The organism is Xanthobacter sp. SG618, assembly GCF_012932745.1.
GTDB lineage: Bacteria > Pseudomonadota > Alphaproteobacteria > Rhizobiales > Xanthobacteraceae > Xanthobacter > Xanthobacter flavus.
Genome location: NZ_JABBHL010000005.1, coordinates 176,710 through 194,742, shown reverse-complemented (window position 1 = coordinate 194,742; position 18,033 = coordinate 176,710). Strand labels below are relative to the sequence as shown.

The window sequence follows — 18,033 nt, the reverse complement described above, 5'->3', positions numbered from 1 at the left end:
TCAGCGCGATCCAGCCGGTTCAATCGAGCCAGGGCGCCGGGCGATCGAGGGCAATGAGCGCCGCGGGATCGACCCGCGGGCGGACGACCGCGACTTCGGGCCCGCGCACCAGCACCTCCGGCACCAGGGCGCGGGTGTTGTAGGTGCCGGACTGCACGGCGCCATAGGCGCCCGCCGTCATCACCGCCAACAGGTCGCCGGGCTTCACCTCGGGCAGCGGCCGGTCGAGGGCGAGGAAATCGCCCGTCTCGCACACCGGGCCGACCACGTCGGCCACCACCATGGCGGCGCCGGCCGCCGGCTCGGCCACCGGCACGATGTCGTGGTGCGCCTCGTAGAGGGTGGGGCGGATGAGGTCATTCATGGCGGCATCCACCACCACGAAGGTCTTGCCCTCGCCCTTCTTCACGTAAATCACGCGGGTGACGAGGATGCCGGCATTGGCCACCAGCATCCGTCCCATCTCGAACACCAGCGGCAGCTTGATGTCGCCCAGCGCCCGGCCCACCACCTCGGCATAGGCGGCGGGGGAGGGCGGCACGGGGTCGGAGGCGGCATAAGGCACGCCGAGGCCGCCGCCGAGGTCCATGTGGTGCAGCCTGTGGCCGGCGGCCATGAGGTCGCGCGCCAGCTCGGCGAGCAGTGTCACCGCATTCTCGAACGGCGCCATGTCGGTGATCTGGCTGCCGATGTGCATGTCCACGCCGGAGATGGCAAGGCCGGGCAGGCGGGCGGCGAAATCGTACACGTCCCGCGCGCGGGAAATGGGGATGCCGAACTTGGTGGCCGACTTGCCGGTGGAAATCTTCTTGTGGGTCTTCGCGTCCACGTCCGGATTGACGCGGATGGAGACCGGCGCCTTCACGCCCTTCGAGAGCGCGACCTCGGACAGGGCGTCGAGCTCCGGCTCGCTCTCCACATTGAAGCAGAGGATGCCGGCGTCCAGCGCCTGCGCCATTTCCTCCCGCGTCTTGCCGACGCCTGAGAAGACGATGCGCTCGCCCGGCACGCCCGCGGCGCGGGCGCGCATCAGCTCGCCGGCGGAAACGATGTCCGCCCCCGCGCCGAGGCGGGCGAGGGTGGAGATGACCGACTGGTTGGAATTGGCCTTCAGCGCGTAGCACAAAAGCACGTCGCGGCCGGCGAACGCCTCCATGAACACGCGATAATGCCGCTCCAGCGTGGCCGTGGCGTAGCAATAGAAGGGCGTACCCACCTCGGCGGCGAGGGAGGTGAGGTCGACGTCCTCGGCGTGGAGGCGGCCGTTGCGATAGTCGAAATGGTGCATCGGGGCGGCTTGTCGGAGGCTCGTTCTGCGCGCCCGGCCGGGGTGGCGCCGTCAGGCGGGCGCCGGGGAGCGAGGGAGGGGTTGCTGTGCGGAAGGCCGTTCAGCGCAGCCTTCAGGCCTGCGGATCAGAGCAGGCCGTCGATGAGGAGCGGCTGGTCGGGGCGATCGATGCCCTTAAGCAGCTTGTCCGAGCTGCTGGTGGAGCCGGAGGTCTTCTTCTTCTCCCAGGAGGCGTGCGGAACGGCGCTCTCGTTGAATTCCGCCGCCGTTTTGGGCGGGGCGTAGGACGTGCTGGAATCCGCCGAAGCCGTGGCCGTGGCGGGCTTCGGCGGCGGGGGCGCCGCGTGGGCGCCGGGCGGGGGCTCCAACGGACCCTTCACGCCGCACGCCGCGAGGGCGAGGGTGCCGCAGAGGGCCATCAGGGTCGCAAGGGTTCGCATCTTCGTCCGTGCCATTGGCATCAAGGTCGGCGCCACTATAGCCCGCGCTGCGGCAAAGGCGAGCCCCCGGGCTGGCCGGGGGCCGGATCCGGCCGGCATCAGGTCGCGTCCGGGGCCGCCCCGAGGCGCTTCAGCCAGCGCCGCGCCTGGGCGCGCACGCGCTGCGGCGCGGTGCCGCCGTAGCTGGTGCGGCTGCGCACCGAGCGCACCACGGACAGCACGGAGAAGACGTCGCCGGTGATGCGCTTGTCCACCGCCTGCATGTCCTCGAGCGACACCTTGTGCAGCGCAATGCCGCGGTCGGAGGCCAGCGCCACGATGCGGCCGGTGATGTGGTGCGCCTCGCGGAACGGGATGTTCAGCGCCCGGACCAGCCAGTCGGCGAGGTCGGTGGCGGTGGAATAGCCCTGGCCGGCGGCGGCGGCCATGCGCTTCTCGTCCGGCGACAGGTCGCGGACCATGCCGGCGGTGGCGGCGATCACCAGGGACAGCGCGGAGAAGGCGTCGAACGCGCCTTCCTTGTCCTCCTGCATGTCCTTGGCATAGGCCAAAGGCAGGCCCTTCATCACCACGAGGATGCCGGTGAGCGCGCCGATGATGCGCCCGGCCTTGGCGCGCACCAGCTCGGCGGCGTCGGGATTGCGCTTCTGCGGCATGATGGACGAGCCGGTGGTGAAGGCATCCGACAGCTTCACCAGCGCGAAGGACGGCGAGGTCCAGATCACCACCTCTTCGGCGAAGCGCGAGAGGTGGATGGCGCAGATGGAGGCGGCCGAGAGTGTCTCCATCACGAAATCGCGGTCGGAGACGGCATCGAGCGAATTGGCGGTCGGCCGGTCGAAGCCGAGCGCCGCCGCCGTCGCCTCGCGGTCGATGGGGAAGGAGGTGCCGGCCAGCGCTGCCGAGCCCAGCGGACATTCGTTGAGGCGCGCCCGCGCGTCGGCGAAGCGGCTGCGGTCGCGCGCCATCATCTCCACATAGGCCATCAGGTGGTGGCCGAAGGTCACCGGCTGGGCGGTCTGCAAATGGGTGAAGCCGGGCATGACGGTGGCGGCGTGGGCCAGCGCCTTCTCCGCCAGCGCCCGCTGGAGATCGGCGAGCTGAGCGTCGAGGGCGTCCACCGTGTCGCGGACGTAGAGGCGGAAGTCGGTGGCCACCTGGTCGTTGCGCGAGCGGGCGGTGTGCAGCCGCCCGGCCGGGGCGCCGATCAGCTCGGCGAGGCGCGATTCCACGTTCATGTGGATGTCCTCCAGCTCGCGCCGGAAGGAGAACTTGCCCGCCTCGATCTCTGACAGGATCGTGTCTAGACCCTTGGTGATCTTCTGGGCATCTTTCGCCGCCACGATGCCCTGGGCGGCCAGCATGGCCGCATGCGCCTTTGAACCGGCGATATCCTGCGCATAAAGACGCTGGTCGAAGCCGATGGAGGCGTTGATCTCCTCCATGATGGCGTCGGGGGCAGTGCTGAAGCGCCCGCCCCACATCTTGTTGCTCATGACGGACCCTCCGGTGATGACCACTGCCGACGACAACCGCGCGACTGACCCTCAGGACACGGCGACCGGCCCCGCGCCGGGCGCGCCGGTGGCGAGGCGCTCTTCCACGGTGAGGACGATCGGCGTGGTCGCGCTGGCGACGCTCGCGGGCGCCGTGGCCGGCGCGCTCGCCCTATACGGGATGAACCGCCTCCCCGGCAATGCACCGCAGGGCCAGAGCGTGGCGAGCGTGCCGGCCGCAGCCCCCTCCGGAGCGGCCGGCGACCCCGCCTGTGCCGGTACGGTGGAGCGGGTGCGGGCCTTCGCGCCCCTCGCCAAGGGCGAGCTTGCCGCGCTGGCGCTGGCGAGCGAGCCGCGCCGCCTGCCGCCGCTGACCTTCACGGACGCCTCCGGCAAGCCGGTGACCCTGGCTGATTTCAAGGGGCGGGTGGTGTTGCTCAATCTGTGGGCCACCTGGTGCGTGCCCTGCCGCAAGGAAATGCCGGCCCTCGACCATCTGGAGAAACGGCTGGGCGGGCCGGATTTCGCCGTGGTGGCGGTCAATCTCGATACGCGCGACCCGGACAAGCCGCGCGCCTTCCTCTCCGAGATCGGCGTGAACAGCCTCGCCTTCTATTCCGATCCGGCGACCAAGACCTTCCAGGCCCTGCGCGGCGTGGGGCGCGGCTTCGGCCTGCCCACCACCCTCCTCGTCGATCGGGACGGCTGCGAGATGGCCTATCTCGCCGGCCCGGCCGAATGGGGCGGTGCCGACGCGGAAGCGCTGGTGAAGGCTGCCATCGGTGCCGGCCGGGCGGATGCGGCAGGGTCACGCTGAGCTGAGGCTTGGCGGAAGGCGGTACCTGCCCCAACAGTGGTCGCCACCTCCCAATCTGCAAAAATATCGCCCCGCTTAAAGCTCTTGCAACCTTCAGGCGGCAGAGTTCTCTGCAACCTGGGGGATGGGGAAACGTGGCGCGGCCGGCACGGTCGCGCGGCGCTGCCGTTTACCTTTCTTTCACTCCTTTTTCATTTGCGCGAAAAGAGTTGGTATATCTTGCTCTTGACAGCACGTCCGCGCGCATTCTTTCGAAGTCGAATCACCGGTGGCGACCATTGAAAATACTGTCGATTTTCGGAACGCGCCCTGAGGCGATCAAGATGGCGCCGGTCGTCCAGGCGCTGGCGCGGGAGCCGACCGTCCAGTCGCTCGTCTGCGTCACCGGCCAGCACCGGGAGATGCTGGACCAGGTTCTCCGCCTCTTCGACCTGACGCCCGACTTCGATCTCGGCCTGATGTCCCACAACCAAGGATTGAATCGCCTTGCCGGAGGAGCGCTCTCTGCGCTCGACAGCGTGCTGGCGGACGTGAAGCCGGATCGCGTGCTGGTCCATGGCGACACCACCACCGCCATGGCCGCGGCGCTCGCCGCCTTCCACCGCCGCATTCCGGTGGGGCATGTGGAGGCGGGCCTGCGGACCTACGATCTCGGCCAGCCCTTTCCCGAGGAGATGAACCGCCGCATCGCCGATCTGTGCAGCGACCTCCTGTTCGCCCCCACCGCCGGCTCGCGCGACAATCTCCTGTCGGAGCAGCTTGAGGGGCAGGTCTTCGTGACCGGCAATACGGTGATCGACGCGCTCCAGTCGGTCCAGCGTAGCCTCGACGCGGATTCCGACCTGCGCTCCGTCCTCGACGCCGAACTCCCGCCCCTCGATCCGCGCCGGCCCATCCTTCTGGTGACGGGGCATCGGCGCGAGAATTTCGGCGAGGGGTTCCGCAACATCTGCGAGGCGCTGGACGAGATCGCCGACCGCGGCGACGTGGAGATCGTCTATCCGGTCCACCTCAATCCCAACGTCAAGGGACCGGTGACGGCGGCGCTCGCCGGCCGGCCCAACGTGCATCTCGTGCCGCCGCTCGACTATCTGCCGTTCCAGCGGCTGATGCAGCGCTCGCATCTCGTGCTCACCGATTCCGGCGGTGTGCAGGAAGAGGCGCCCGCGCTGGGCAAGCCCGTCCTCGTCATGCGCGAGGTGACGGAGCGGCCGGAGGCGGTCCATGCCGGCACGGTCCAGCTCGTCGGCACCGGCCGCGCCGCCATCGTCAACGCGGTGTCCCGCCTTCTCGACGATCCGGCGGCCTATGCGGCCTACGCCGGACGCATCAACCCCTACGGCGACGGGCAGGCCTGCCGCCGGATCGTGGACTGCATCTGCGGGCGGCCGGTGCAGGAATTTTCCCCCCTCCAATCCCCGCCTGCCGCGTCCGCTCCTCGGCGTCCCGCCGGCCTAGACGCCATGCTCGTGAGAGACTGACATGCGACACGTTGCCTCCTCTACCGCTCGCGGCGGGGCCGCCCGGGGCCTTACCGCCCGGCGCTTTTCCACGCTGGCCGCCGCCCTCGTCCTGCCGGTGAGCCTGCTGGCGGCCTGGCCGGCCGCCGCGCAGTCGCGCAGCCCGGCACCGCCGGTGGTCGCGCAGGCCCCCGTTGCGCCGCAGCCGGCTTATGTGCCGCCGGCCTATGTTCCGCCGGTGGACCCGATCCTCTCGGCCATCCAGGAGCGGGCGGCGGACACCCGCGTCACGCGGTCCTTCACCCTCAGCGATCTCGGCATCGAGGGGCCGGTAGTGCTGCAGGGCATGGATGCGCGGCGCGACATCTATCTGCCGGTGCCGGCCGGCGTGCCGCTGGAGAATGCCAGCATCGCCGTCGATGGTGAGTATCTGCGCGGCGACGGCGGGCGCACCACCATGGTGCTCTCGGTGGACAGCACCCCGGTGTTCTCGCGGCGCCTCGAAGGCGACAACGGCAGCGCCAATGCCACCATCTCGGTGGACAATCGTCCGCGGGAGACCGGCTTCGTCCGCTTCGGCACCGCCTGGTCCTCGGTGATCGGCGAGGCGCTGTGCGCCGACGAGCGCGGCATCGGCAACGTGCTGAAGCTGCGCCCGTCCACCCGCTTCACCTACAGCTATGACGCTGGGCAGGTGTGGAGCCTCGCCACCGCCTGGAGCGGCATGCCCGGTTCGGGCGCGCTGCTGGTCCCTGGCGGCACCCTCTCCAAGGACACCTACGACACCGCCTGGCGCCTCGGCCTCGCGCTCGAGACCGCCGGCAAGCGTCTTGTCGTCAAGACGCTGCCCTCCATCGGCGACGAGGTGGACCTGACCAACGTGGACGTGCCGGCCTCGCTGCGCGCGGTCGCCCCCTTCTCGAGCTTCGTCGGCGTGAAGAGCTACCGCATCCGCGACGCGTCCGAGATCGGCGCGCTTCTGGTGATGCCAGGCTCTCCGCTCGGCGCCGACGTGGCGGTGGCGGACGTCTCGCTTCTGTCCGGCATCCGCGGCGCGCTCGACGCCCTCGGCGCGCGCCTGGGCACCGCCTCCGGCGCCTTCACCGAATGGCGGGCCAAGGCGGCGAGCCTCGGCTCTTCCAGCATCGCCCCGGACGAGGTGAGCCTGCAGTTCCTCGCCGGGCGCCCGATCATCGCGGTCGGCAGCGCCGCAGGCGGCAAGGCCACCCAGCTGTTCGACAGCTTCTGGCGTACCTCGCTGGCCTCCGGCACGGTGACCATCCGCGCGGTGGACGTGGGGCCGGAGAAGCCCTCGACGGTGCCGCTCTCCAGCCTCGGCCCGACCGACGGCAACCTCGACGTGCTCGCCCGCGGCGACTGGGTGGTGACGTTCGATCTCGCCGCCGCCACCGGTGGCCGCAGCCTGCCCAGCCGGCTGAACCTCGATGTCGCGGCCGCGCCCGGCGCCTCCACCTCCGAACCGGTGGTGGCGGTGTTTCTCAACGACGTGCTGCTGGCCGCCAAGCGCCTCGACGCCACCGGCCATCCCGAGCACGTCACGGCTGCTGTGCCGCCCTATGCGCTCGCGGCCCGCAACGTGCTGCGCGTGACCTTCCAGCGCCAGCCGGTGAGCGACCGCTGCCGCGAAACGCCCCAGGCCTTTCCGGTCTCGGTCCTGCCCACCAGCCATTTCGAGCTGGGCGGCGCGGCGCCGAGCGGCGACTTCCTGGGCGTGATCTCGGCCATGGCCTCGGGCGGCAAGCTGTTGGTTCCCGACAGCTATCTCGCCACCGCAAAGGCCAGCCTGCCGCGCGTGGTGCGCGCTGCCGCCGCCGCCGGAATGCCGGCCGGCACCAGCACCTTCGACGTATCCTCCGTGGGCACGCCGTTCCGCGCCACCGGCGGCTTCCTCGCCCTCGACGTGCCGGTGCAGGGCGTGGCGGTGAAGGCCAAGGTGGACGGCGACCGTCTCATCGTCGGCACCGACGAGAAGGCCCGCATGCTCGACATCACCGGCCTCAAGAACGTGGCCCTGGTGCAGGCGGTGCGCGGCGACGACGCCCGCGGCATCCTGTGGCAGAGCATCGGGCCGGTGGCCATGACCCCGGCGAAGCCCGTGCGCCTGTCGAAGGGTGACGTCGCTCTCGTGGGCGTCGACGGCACCCTGACCGAGCTCGCCGCCTCTGGCGCCGCCCCGGGCACGGTGCGCGTCGCCGACACCGACGGCCCGGCGGGAACCCTGCAGCGGCTGTGGCAGAATTCGTCGGACTGGGGCCTGCCGCTCGGCATCGGCGCCGCCGCCCTGTTCTTCCTGCTGCTGATCCGCGCGTCGCAAGTGCGTCGCCGCGGCAACTGACCGGATCGAGACCGCCGCCATGGAACTCTATTGGCCCTACCTCCTGGCCGACTACATCCGCGTGGTCGAATACGTGGCGGCCGTGGTGGCGGTCATCATCCTGATCTCCTCGCTCGACGATCTGTTCGTTGATGCGTGGTACTGGGGGCGGCGGATCTACCGCCGCTTCGTCATCGAGCCGTTCATCCGCCCGCTCACCCCGGCCATGCTCTACCAGAAGGACGAGCAGCCGCTGGCCATCATGATTCCTGCCTGGCTCGAATCCCCCGTGATCGCGGCCATGATCGAGAACATGGTGAGCGTGCTGGACTACCGGCGCTACACGATCTTCGTCGGCACCTATCCCAACGACCCCGACACCATCGCCGAGGTCGAGCGCATGCGCCGACGCTACAAGCAGCTGGTGCGGGTGGAGACACGCAATCCCGGCCCCACCAACAAGGCCGACTGCCTCAATGCGGTGGTGCGCGCCATCTTCCAGCACGAACAGATGACCGGCGTGGAATTCGCCGGCCTCGTGCTGCATGACGCCGAGGACGTGCTGCATCCGCTGGAGCTGCGTTATTTCAGCTATCTCCTGCCGCGCAAGGACCTGATCCAGGTGCCGGTGCTCTCGCTGGAGCGCCACTGGTCGGAGCTGGTCGCGGGCATCTACATGGACGAGTTCGCCGAATGGCACGCCAAGGACCTTGTGGTCCGCGAGAGCGTCGCCGGCTCGGTGCCGTCAGCCGGTGTGGGTACCTGCTTCTCGCGCAAGGCCATGCTGCACCTTCTGTCCGACGGCACGGGCGAGGTGTTCAACACCGCGAGCCTGACCGAGGACTACGACATCAGCGCCCGCCTCTATGCGGCGCGCATGCAGTCCATCATCGCCCGCCTGCCGGTGGAATACATCGTCAAGCGCGAGAGCCTGTTCGGCTTCGGCCCGGACAAGGAAATCCTCCTCTCCATGCCGCTGTGCGTGCGCGAGTTCTTCCCCGATACGTTCCGCACCTCCTACCGCCAGAAGGCGCGCTGGTCGCTGGGCATCGCCTTCCAGGGCTGGCGGCACATGGGCTGGCGCGGCAACTGGGCGACCAAGTACTTCCTGTTCCGCGACCGCAAGGGCATCATCACCTCCCTCGTGGCCGTGCTGGCTTATGTGGTCGCCGCGCACTTCCTCATCTTCATGGGTGCGGAGAAGCTCGGCCTGCTGCCGGCCCGCTATCCCTCCATCTTCGCCACCGAGACCTGGCTGCTGGCGGTCCTGACCGGCAACGCCATCGCCTTCGCGCTGCGGCTGGTGCAACGCTATTATTTCGTCGCCAAGGTCTATGGCTGGGAACAAGGGCTGATGTCCGTTCCCCGCGTGGTCATGTCCAACTTCGTCAACTTCGCCGCCACCGTGCGCGCGTGGAAGCTATTCCTGGGCCACATCTTCTTCGGCCGGAAGATCGTCTGGGACAAGACCACCCACGACTTCCCCGACCAGCAGGAGCTTGGCCAGCAGCGCCAGCGCCTGGGCGAACTCCTGCTCACCTGGCAGGCGGTGCTGCCGGAGCATGTGGAGGAGGCGCTGGCGCTTCAGGCGGAGCGGCAGCAGCCGCTCGGGCGCATCCTCGTCTCCCGCGGCTGGCTCGACGAGGAGACGCTGGCGGAGGCCATGGCCTTCCAGTCCAACCTGCCGCGTACCGTCGTCACCGAGCAGATGGTGCGGCAGTTCAACGATCTCCTGCCCATCGACCTGATGGTGCGGCGGCGCGTGCTGCCCATCGGCCGCGACCCGGGCGGCCGCCTCATCGTCGCGGTGCCCTCGCCGCTGGGCGACAAGGCCCTGGACGAACTGCGCCGCGCGGTCGGCGACGAGCCGCTCCAGCGCATTGCCCGCGAGAGCGAGATCAATGACGGCCTGCGCCTGCTGCGCGGCGTCACCGGCAATGCGGACGGCCAGAAGTCGCCGCCGCTGCTCGGCGACCTGCTGCTGGAGAAGGGGCTCATGCGGCGCGAGGCCTTCGAGGCCGCCATGGAGAACTATCGTCCGGACGAGGACGGCCGCATCGGCGAATATCTCGTGCGCTGCGGCGTGGTGACCGAGGACGCCCTGCGCGCCACCATCCGCGAGCAGGAGCGCCGCGTCGCCGCGTCGCTCGCGCCGGTATGACCCTCGGCAGGTCCGGCCCGGCCAGTCCCGGCCGGGCGTTCTCCGCAACAGCGAGATGTGCGTGCCGGCCTTCCCCTCCAGGCGCGATATGGCGCGGCTGAGCCGGCGCGCCGCGCTCGGCCTCGGTGCCGCCGCGGCCGGAACGGGCCTCATCGGCCTCGATCTCGCCCTCGGCGCCCGGTCCCGCCCGGCGGGCGCCCTCATCGACGGCATCGTCTGGCAGGTCCATGGCGGCGCGCTCGATCCCCGCGGCGACTGGGACTTCATCGGCGCAAGAAGCCTGCTGGTGCAGTGGCTGGTGGCCGACGGCACTGCCTTCGTGCCGCTGCCCAAGCTCGGCCTCAAGCTCATCCCCGACGCGCCCAACTGGAAGCGCATCGCGCGCGAGCCCTGGGCCAGCCAGATCATCGCCGGGCTCGCCGGCGACTTCTCCGAGCCGAGGGCCCGCGCCAATGTGGTGGAGCTGGGCGCCCTGTCGGCCAAGGTGGCGCAGCAGAAGCTGCCGTTCCGTCCGACCGGCTTTTATTTCCCGGTAGAAGCCGACCCCACCTGGAAGGACGTAGCGCGGATGCGCGAGGCGCTCGCGCCCATCCCGCGCCCGCTCTGGGTGAGCTGCTATGACAATTCCAACGTGGGCCCGGAGGCCCTCGCCGACTGGATCGAGCTTTGGCTGCCCCGGGACGTGGGGCTGTTCTTCCAGGACGGCTGCGGCGTCTATACCCGGGCGCCGGGGGCGGCCCGGCGCTATGCGGAGGTGATCTCCCAGCGCCTCGGCGCCCGCCGCTTCAAGATCATCGCCGAGGCCTTCCGGCCGGCCGGCGGCGGCTCATTCCGCGCCGCCACCGCCGCCGAGCTGCTGCCGCAGCTCAAGGCCTATGAGGGATTCGAGGTGTTCGTCTTCGACGGCCCGCATTATGTGGACCGCCTCATCGTGCAGCAGCTGATGGCGGGCTAGGGCCGCCGCCTCGGTCGCGACCGATCACTGCGGAAAGTGCTCGACATGGGTCTCTGCTGTCCGCCCGAAATAGACGACCTGGCGGCCGGCAAACGACACGATGTATCCCGCGCAGCCGGCGGCCTTCGCCTTCTGGCTGAAGGCCGCATAGCTGTAATCGGCCGGGTTCGCCTGTGCCCACCGCACCAGCCGCTCGATTTCGGGCGCGTCGAAGGCGGCGGCGACGCCGGTCGGGGAGGGCTCGAAGTCCATGGCCACGCTTTCGCCGTCCGGCAGGTAGCAGGTCTGGCTATTGCGGCGATAATCCACCGTATAGCCCTCGAAACCGGCGCGGATCAGCGTGCTGACGATTTCCGGGAAGCTGAGGCTGCCGTCGTGGGCGGCCGCGAGGCACGCTTGGGCAACAGAAATCCGTTCCGCGTCCATGGCGGGTCCCCTTCGTTGAGATGTGAAGCGAGGCCGGAGGTCAGTCGACCGGAGCAGCCGTGAGCCCGCGCCGTTCAGCGAGAGCCGTCAGGAGAAGGTCGAGCTGGCGATGCTCGGCAGGCGTCAGCACGCCGAAGAATGCGGCGTCGTTTTCATCGGCAAGCGCGGCGAGGACGGGCACTTTGGCTTTTCCCTCCGCCGACAAGGAGAGGCTGTGCGCGCGCTTGTCGCTTGGACTGTCAGTCCGCTCGATCAGGCCTTTCTCCAGCAGCCTGTCGGCAAGCTTGCTGATCGCCCCCCGGGTCATGCCCATGCTGCCCGCCAGAACCGAGGGCGGCATGGGGGCCGTATTGTAAAGCGCCCGCAGGAACACCCATTCCGCCACGGTGACGCCTTCGGCCTCGACCTTGCGGGCGAAGGCCTGCGAAACCGCATTGGACACCATGCGCATCCGGAAGCCGGTGTGGCCGGTGAGTTCGGACACGGACGTCATCCGGCGCGCCTCCTCTGTTGACTAGGAAACTATCGCGATAAGGTTTCCTAGTCAACTAAGTTCCATGCACCGAACTTGCGCGCGGCGGGAGCGGTTTGGAAAGAGGACCGGCGCCGCCCCGTCAGCGGCGCCTCTGTATGTCCCGCTCGGCCCCCACCGGGGGCCGATAGCATCAGTGCCGGAAGTGGCGCACGCCAGTGAAGACCATGGCGAGGCCGGCCTCGTCGGCGGCGGCGATCACCTCGGCATCGCGCATGGAGCCGCCCGGCTGGATCACCGCCGTGGCGCCCGCCTCCACCGCTGCCAGCAGGCCGTCGGCGAAGGGGAAGAAGGCGTCGGAGGCGACCACAGAGCCCTTGGTGAGCGGCACCGCAAGGCCGGCTGCTTCGGCCGCATCCAGCGCCTTGCGGGCGGCGATGCGGGCGCTGTCCACCCGGCTCATCTGCCCGGCGCCGATGCCCACGGTGGCGAGGTCCTTCGCATAGATGATGGTGTTGGACTTCACGTGCTTCGCGACGCGGAAGGCGAAGCGCAGGTCGGCCAGCTCCTGCTCGGTGGGCGCGCGCTTGGTGACGACCTTCAGGTCGAGATCGTCGGCGCTGGCATTGTCGCGGCCTTGCACGAGCAGGCCGCCGGCCACGGTCTTCACGGTCAGGCCGGGCGCGCGCGGGTCGGGCAGGCCGCCGGTGAGCAGCAGGCGCAGGTTCTTCTTGGCGGCCACCACGGCGATGGCCTCCTCGGTGGCGTCGGGGGCGACGATCACCTCGGTGAAGATTTCCACCATGGCGCGGGCGGCCTCGGCATCCAGCGTCCGGTTCACGGCGATGATGCCGCCGAAGGCCGAGACGGGATCGCAGGCCAGCGCCTTGCGGTAGGCGGCGGCGAGATCCGCGCCCTCGGCCACGCCGCAGGGATTGGCGTGCTTGACGATCACCACCGCAGCGGTGCGGGCCGGGTGGAACTCGGCCACCGCCTCGAAGGCGGCGTCGGTGTCGTTGATGTTGTTGTAGGAGAGCTGCTTGCCCTGCACCTGACGGGCGGTGGCGACGCCGGGACGGATCTCGTCCGAGGCGTAGAAGGCGGCCGACTGGTGCGGGTTCTCGCCGTAGCGCAGCGCCTCGATGAGCTTGCCGCCGAAGGCGCGGAAGGCGGGGGCCTCTTCCTTCAGCTCGCGGGCGAACCAGTTGGAGATGGCCGCGTCATAGGCGGCGGTGCGGGCATAGGCCTTCTGGGCGAGCTTGCGGCGCAAAGCGAGGGTGGTGCCGCCATGCTCGGCGATCTCGGCGAGCACGGCCTCATAGTCCACGGCCTCCACCACCACGGCCACGTCGTTGTGGTTCTTGGCCGCACCGCGGATCATGGAGGGGCCGCCGATATCGATGTTCTCGATGGTCTCCTCGAAATCCGCCTTGCGGGCGACGGTCGCCTCGAACGGATAGAGATTCACCACCACGAGATCGATGGGGGCGATGGCATGCTCGGCGAGCGAGGCCTGATGGCCGGCATCGGCGCGGATGGCGAGGATGCCGCCGTGGACCTTGGGGTGGAGCGTCTTCACCCGCCCGTCCATCATCTCCGGGAAGCCGGTGAGTTCGCTCACGTCCTTCACCGGCAGGCCGGCATCGGCGATTGCCTTGGCGGTGCCGCCGGTGGAGACCAGCTCCACGCCATGGGCGACGAGCTTGGTCGCGAACGGCACCAGCCCCGTCTTGTCGGACACCGAGAGGAGGGCGCGGGTCACGGGACGGATGTCGGCGGTCATCGATTGGCTCCGGGAAAAGATTGCCGCTCGCCTAGCAGGAAAGCCGCCCGCTCGCCAGCCGCGCGGCCCGTTGCGCGCGCATGGCCGGTATCGGCGGGGGGCATGAGCGGGGAGAAGGCGTCTCGGGCCCGCTTTTCCTGTCGATGCGCGGCTCCGGCGCGCTGACAGGCGCGGCCCCGCCCGATACCGTGCGGCCATGCGCCCGACCGCCACCAAGACCGCCGCTGAAGAGACGCCTCCCGAGGAGGCGCCCGCGCCCGCTCCCGCCAGTTCTGCGCCCGCCAAGCCCGCGCCCGCGAAGGCGGACGAGACGCGGGTGACGCCCATGATGGCGCAATACATGGAGATCAAGGCGGCGAACCCGGACAGCCTCCTGTTCTACCGCATGGGGGACTTCTACGAGCTGTTCTTCGCCGATGCGGAGCAGGCCTCGCAGGCACTGGGCATCGTGCTTACCAAGCGCGGCAAGCACCTCGGCGAGGACATCCCCATGTGCGGGGTGCCCATCGACCGGGCCGAGGAATATCTGCACAAGCTCATCGCCCTCGGCTTCCGCGTCGCCGTGTGCGAGCAGCTCGAAGACCCGGCCGAGGCGAAGAAGCGCGGTGGCAAGTCCGTGGTGCGGCGCGACGTCACCCGCCTCGTCACCCCCGGCACCATCACCGAGGACTCGCTGCTCGACGCCCGGCGCGAGAACGTGCTGGCGGCGCTCGCCCGGGTGCGGGCCGGCTCGGGTGCGGACGATTTCGCCTATGCGATCGCCTTCACCGACATGTCCACGGGTGCCTTCCGGGTGGCCGGCACGACGCGCGCCGCGCTTTCGGGCGATCTCGCGCGGGTGGACCCGGCGGAATTACTGGTCTCCGACGCGCTCCTGGACGATGCCGAGCTGCGCGCGATGCTGCGCGATCTGCCGGCGGTGACGCCGCTGCCGCGCCAGTCCTTCGACGGGGCGGGGGCGGAGAAGAGGCTCGCGGATTTCTACGGCGTCGCCGCCCTCGACGCCTTCGGCGCCTTCGCCCGCGCCGAGCTGATCGCGGCAGCCGCCGTGGTCGCCTATGTGGACCGCACCCAACTTGGCGCGAAGCCGCTGCTCGCCCGCCCGGTGCGGGAGGCAGAGGGCGGCATCATGGCCATCGATGCCGGCACCCGCGCCAATCTGGAGCTGGTGCGCACCACCTCCGGCGATCGGCGCGGCTCGCTGCTGGCGGCGGTGGACCGCACGGTGACGGCGGCCGGCGCGCGGCTGCTCGCCCGGCGCATCGCCGAGCCCCTGACCGACCTTGCCGCCATCCGCGCCCGTCACGACGCGGTCGGGCATCTGTGCGAGGACGGCGCCCTGCGGCGCGCCTTGCGGGAGGCGCTCGCCCGCGCCCCCGACATGGCCCGCGCCGTCACCCGCCTCGCCTTGCAGCGCGGCGGCCCGCGCGATCTCGCGGCGGTCCGCGACGGCCTCGACGGGGCGCTGGCCATTGCCGGCCTGATCGGCCCGGATGCGCCCGACGATCTGTCCCGTGCCGCCCGCGCCCTCTCCCGTGCGCCCCATGCGGTGGCGCTCGATCTCGCTTCGGCTTTGGCGGAGACCCTGCCCGTCCACCGCCGCGACGGCGGCTTCGTGCGCGAAGGCTGCGATCCCGAACTCGATGCCACCCGCGCCCTGCGGGACGAGAGCCGCCGCGTCGTCGCCGCGCTGGAGCGGCGCTATGTGGAGGAGACGGGCGTCCGCTCCCTGAAGATCCGGCACAATGCGGTGCTCGGTTATTATGTGGAAGTGACGCAGCAGAATGCGGACCGCCTGCGCGAGCCGCCGCACGATGCGATCTTCGTCCACCGCCAGACCATGGCGGGGGCCATGCGCTTCTCGTCGGTGGAGCTGGGCGACCTGGAAAGCCGCATCGCCAGTGCCGGCGAACGAGCGCTGGCGCTGGAGCAGGCCATCTTCGAGCGGCTGTCCGCCGCGGTCGTGGCCGAGACCGACGCCATCCGTGCCGCCGCCGATGCCCTCGCCGAGCTGGATGTGGCCTCGGGCCTCGCGGAGCTTGCGGCGACCGAGGCCCATGTGCGCCCGCACATGGAAGAGGGCGTCGCCTTCGCCATCGTCGGCGGGCGCCACCCGGTGGTGGAGCAGGCCCTTGCCAGGGATGGCGGCCCGTTCGTGCCCAACGATTGCGACCTCTCCCCGCCGGAGGGGGACAGGGACGGCCGCACCGTCCTCGTCACCGGCCCAAACATGGCGGGTAAATCCACCTTCCTGCGGCAGAATGCGCTGATTGCGGTGCTGGCGCAGGCGGGCGCCTTCGTGCCGGCCCGTTCGGCGCGCATCGGCGTGGTGGACCGGCTGTTCTCCCGCGTCGGCGCGGCGGACGATCTGGCGCGCGGGCGCTCCACCTTCATGGTGGAGATGGTGGAGACGGCGGCCATCCTGAACCAGGCGACGCCACGCTCCCTCGTCATCCTCGACGAGATCGGCCGCGGCACGGCGACTTTCGACGGCATGTCCATCGCCTGGGCGAGCCTCGAACACCTGCACGAGGTGAACCGCTGCCGGGCGCTGTTCGCTACCCATTTCCACGAGCTGACCGCGCTGTCACAGCGCTGCCGGCGCCTCTCCAACGCCACCGTGAAGGTGACGGAATGGCATGGCGACGTGATCTTCCTGCACGAGGTGGTGCCGGGGGCGGCGGATCGCTCCTACGGCATCCAGGTGGCGAAGCTCGCCGGCCTGCCGGAGGCCGTGATCGCGCGCGCCAAGGCCGTGCTGGCCGAGCTGGAAGCGGCGGAGCGCGCCTCGCCGGCACAGAAGCTGATCGACGACTTGCCGCTGTTCGCCGTCCGCCCGAAGCCGTCCGAGAAGGCGGCGCAGGCCGATCCCGCCGCCGATGCGGTGATCGGCGCGCTCGATGATCTCGATCCGGATGCGCTGAGCCCGCGCGAGGCGCTGGACGCGCTCTATCGGCTCAAGGGGCTGCGGCGCGATAGCTGAGAATGGTCGGGACGGAAGGGCGCGCCCTCCCTGCCGTCAGTTGCTGTTGCCGTCGGACTGCGCCGGGGCCTGCGGGCGCTGGAGCAGTTCGCCCCAGGCGGAGAAGGCATCGTTGAACGCCTGTTCGCCGGCCTGACCCTTCTCGAAGGCGATCACGGCCTTCTTGTTGTTGGTGTAGGTCAGGAGCACGTCGAGCCACGGATAGGCCTGCAGCAGGGCGACGTTGCGCTGGCGGTCGGCGGCCTTTTCCGAAAGGCCCACCAGGAACAGGGTCGGGTTCACGCGCACGGCGAGGCCGGCGAGCGGCGTGCCGAGGGCCTGCTGGTTCGGCTTCGCCCGCACCGCATCCACGTTGGCCACGCCGCCGAAGGGGAAGTCTTCCGGCAGCTTGAAGCCGATCTCGATGGTGTGGGACGCCGGCAGCGTCTGGTCGGTGTTGCGCCGGAGCACGAAGCTCATGGCGATCTTGCGCTCGGGAATGACGAGGTCGCCACGCAGGCCGATGTCGGGCGGCAGTCCGGGCCCGGCGTTCACGGTTTCCGTGCGCCAGGTGATGGTGCCCTCGAAGGTCTGCGGCTGGGCGCTGCCGGGGGATTCCTCGATCAGCACGGCGCGGGCGCTGCCCGAGGCGGCGCCGGTGCGCTGGGCCGGTGCGCGGCGCGCGGCATCGCCCGAGGTCTTGGTCATCCGGTCGGCGGACTTTGCCTGATCGGACGGGTTGGCGCTGGAGGCGGCGGGGGCCGCGGTGTTCTGCTCACCCTCGCTGCTGCCGAACAGGCGGTCGCGGTTGACCACCGCGAAGGCGATGCCGCCCAGCACCACCAGCGCGAGAAGCGCGAACAGCACGAACTTCTTCCAGGAGGCGCCGCCTTCCGACGCGCCGCGCCGACCGCCATTGGCGGCCGCGCCGCGGCTCCTCACCTCGCCCCGCCGCAGCGGGGGGCGACGGTCGCCCTCGGTCTCGTCCTCGCTGCGCTGGCGCGGCGGCAGACGGCGGTCGGGCCGTGCCGGGGGCTCGGCGGACGCGCGGCTTTCGTCTTCGGCGGGGGACTCGGGCTCCTCCGCCGGGGCGGCCGGGGCGGCCTGCGACTTGGGCGGTTCGAACCGGGCCGGGGGCGGCGGGGGAGCTGCCTCCTCCGCCTCGTCCTCGAACACCTCGTCTTCGTCTTCGGGCGGGGGCTCGGGCGTGTTGTCCTGCTGGGCGTACTCCGCCTCCACGCGGCGGATCGCCTCCTCGAGGCCCATCCGCTCACGGGTGATCTCGCCTTCCGGCAGCGGCGGGTCCACCCCCCGCAGCTGACGCATCAGGGCGGTGCGGGCACGATCATAGACGGCGCGCCGGCTCTCCCCGGTCTTCTGGGGCAGGCTGGAGATCGCGCGGACCAGGAGGGGATAGTAGTCAGCCATCGGAGCGGTG

13 protein-coding genes are annotated in these 18,033 nt (G+C 70.3%); 6 read left to right on the top strand and 7 right to left on the bottom strand.

Translation table 11 applies throughout. The features are described 5' to 3' along the window. Positions 1-19: 19 nt before the first annotated feature. The 3 genes from lysA to argH form a co-directional block, all read right to left on the bottom strand. On the bottom strand, positions 20-1,288 hold the full coding sequence (gene lysA, locus FHT36_RS15420) for a diaminopimelate decarboxylase (protein WP_169123379.1): 1,269 nt from the start codon (positions 1,286-1,288) through the stop codon (positions 20-22). A gap of 125 nt (positions 1,289-1,413) precedes the next feature. Next, positions 1,414-1,728: an LPS translocon maturation chaperone LptM gene (locus FHT36_RS15415; protein ID WP_169123378.1), complete on the bottom strand. Its 315-nt coding sequence runs from the start codon at positions 1,726-1,728 to the stop codon at positions 1,414-1,416. A gap of 98 nt (positions 1,729-1,826) precedes the next feature. Beyond that, the gene (argH, locus tag FHT36_RS15410; RefSeq protein ID WP_169123377.1) at positions 1,827-3,224 is read right to left on the bottom strand and encodes an argininosuccinate lyase; all 1,398 of its coding nucleotides are present in this window, start codon (positions 3,222-3,224) and stop codon (positions 1,827-1,829) included. A gap of 16 nt (positions 3,225-3,240) precedes the next feature. On the opposite strand from argH, the gene tlpA reads away from it, so the two are divergent. The 5 genes from tlpA to FHT36_RS15385 all read left to right on the top strand — a co-directional run bounded on the left by tlpA (position 3,241) and on the right by FHT36_RS15385 (position 10,952). Beyond that, on the top strand, positions 3,241-4,041 hold the full coding sequence (gene tlpA / locus FHT36_RS15405) for a thiol:disulfide interchange protein TlpA (protein WP_169123376.1): 801 nt from the start codon (positions 3,241-3,243) through the stop codon (positions 4,039-4,041). Between the two features lie 278 nt (positions 4,042-4,319). Next, positions 4,320-5,522, top strand: coding sequence for a non-hydrolyzing UDP-N-acetylglucosamine 2-epimerase (gene wecB / locus FHT36_RS15400; RefSeq protein WP_169123375.1), 1,203 nt, complete (start codon positions 4,320-4,322; stop codon positions 5,520-5,522). A gap of 1 nt (position 5,523) precedes the next feature. Then, positions 5,524-7,857 carry a cellulose biosynthesis cyclic di-GMP-binding regulatory protein BcsB gene (locus FHT36_RS24740; protein WP_169123374.1) on the top strand — a complete coding sequence of 778 codons (2,334 nt, stop codon included), beginning with the start codon at positions 5,524-5,526 and terminating at the stop codon, positions 7,855-7,857. Positions 7,858-7,876: 19 nt separating this feature from the next. After that, entirely contained in the window at positions 7,877-9,997 is a 2,121-nt protein-coding gene (locus FHT36_RS15390) for a glycosyl transferase family protein (RefSeq protein ID WP_169123373.1), read from the top strand. A gap of 88 nt (positions 9,998-10,085) precedes the next feature. Further along, positions 10,086-10,952 (top strand): hypothetical protein, encoded by an 867-nt coding sequence (locus tag FHT36_RS15385; RefSeq protein ID WP_169123372.1) that lies wholly within the window; start codon positions 10,086-10,088, stop codon positions 10,950-10,952. Positions 10,953-10,976: 24 nt separating this feature from the next. On the opposite strand, the gene FHT36_RS15380 is transcribed toward FHT36_RS15385, so the two are convergent. The 3 genes from FHT36_RS15380 to purH all read right to left on the bottom strand — a co-directional run bounded on the left by FHT36_RS15380 (position 10,977) and on the right by purH (position 13,633). Continuing rightward, positions 10,977-11,378 carry a DUF1398 family protein gene (locus FHT36_RS15380; protein WP_169123371.1) on the bottom strand — a complete coding sequence of 134 codons (402 nt, stop codon included), beginning with the start codon at positions 11,376-11,378 and terminating at the stop codon, positions 10,977-10,979. Between the two features lie 40 nt (positions 11,379-11,418). Next, a complete protein-coding gene (locus FHT36_RS15375; protein ID WP_169123370.1) occupies positions 11,419-11,871 on the bottom strand; it encodes a MarR family winged helix-turn-helix transcriptional regulator in 453 nt (150 codons plus the stop codon). Positions 11,872-12,043: 172 nt separating this feature from the next. Then, positions 12,044-13,633, bottom strand: coding sequence for a bifunctional phosphoribosylaminoimidazolecarboxamide formyltransferase/IMP cyclohydrolase (gene purH, locus FHT36_RS15370; RefSeq protein WP_169123369.1), 1,590 nt, complete (start codon positions 13,631-13,633; stop codon positions 12,044-12,046). A gap of 196 nt (positions 13,634-13,829) precedes the next feature. Here purH and mutS point away from each other — a divergent pair, with 196 nt between their 5' ends. Next, positions 13,830-16,616 (top strand): DNA mismatch repair protein MutS, encoded by a 2,787-nt coding sequence (gene mutS, locus FHT36_RS15365; protein WP_169123368.1) that lies wholly within the window; start codon positions 13,830-13,832, stop codon positions 16,614-16,616. Positions 16,617-16,652: 36 nt separating this feature from the next. Here mutS and FHT36_RS15360 read toward each other — a convergent pair whose 3' ends face one another. Further along, positions 16,653-18,023 (bottom strand): hypothetical protein, encoded by a 1,371-nt coding sequence (locus FHT36_RS15360; RefSeq protein ID WP_169123367.1) that lies wholly within the window; start codon positions 18,021-18,023, stop codon positions 16,653-16,655. Between the last annotated feature and the right edge of the window lie 10 nt (positions 18,024-18,033).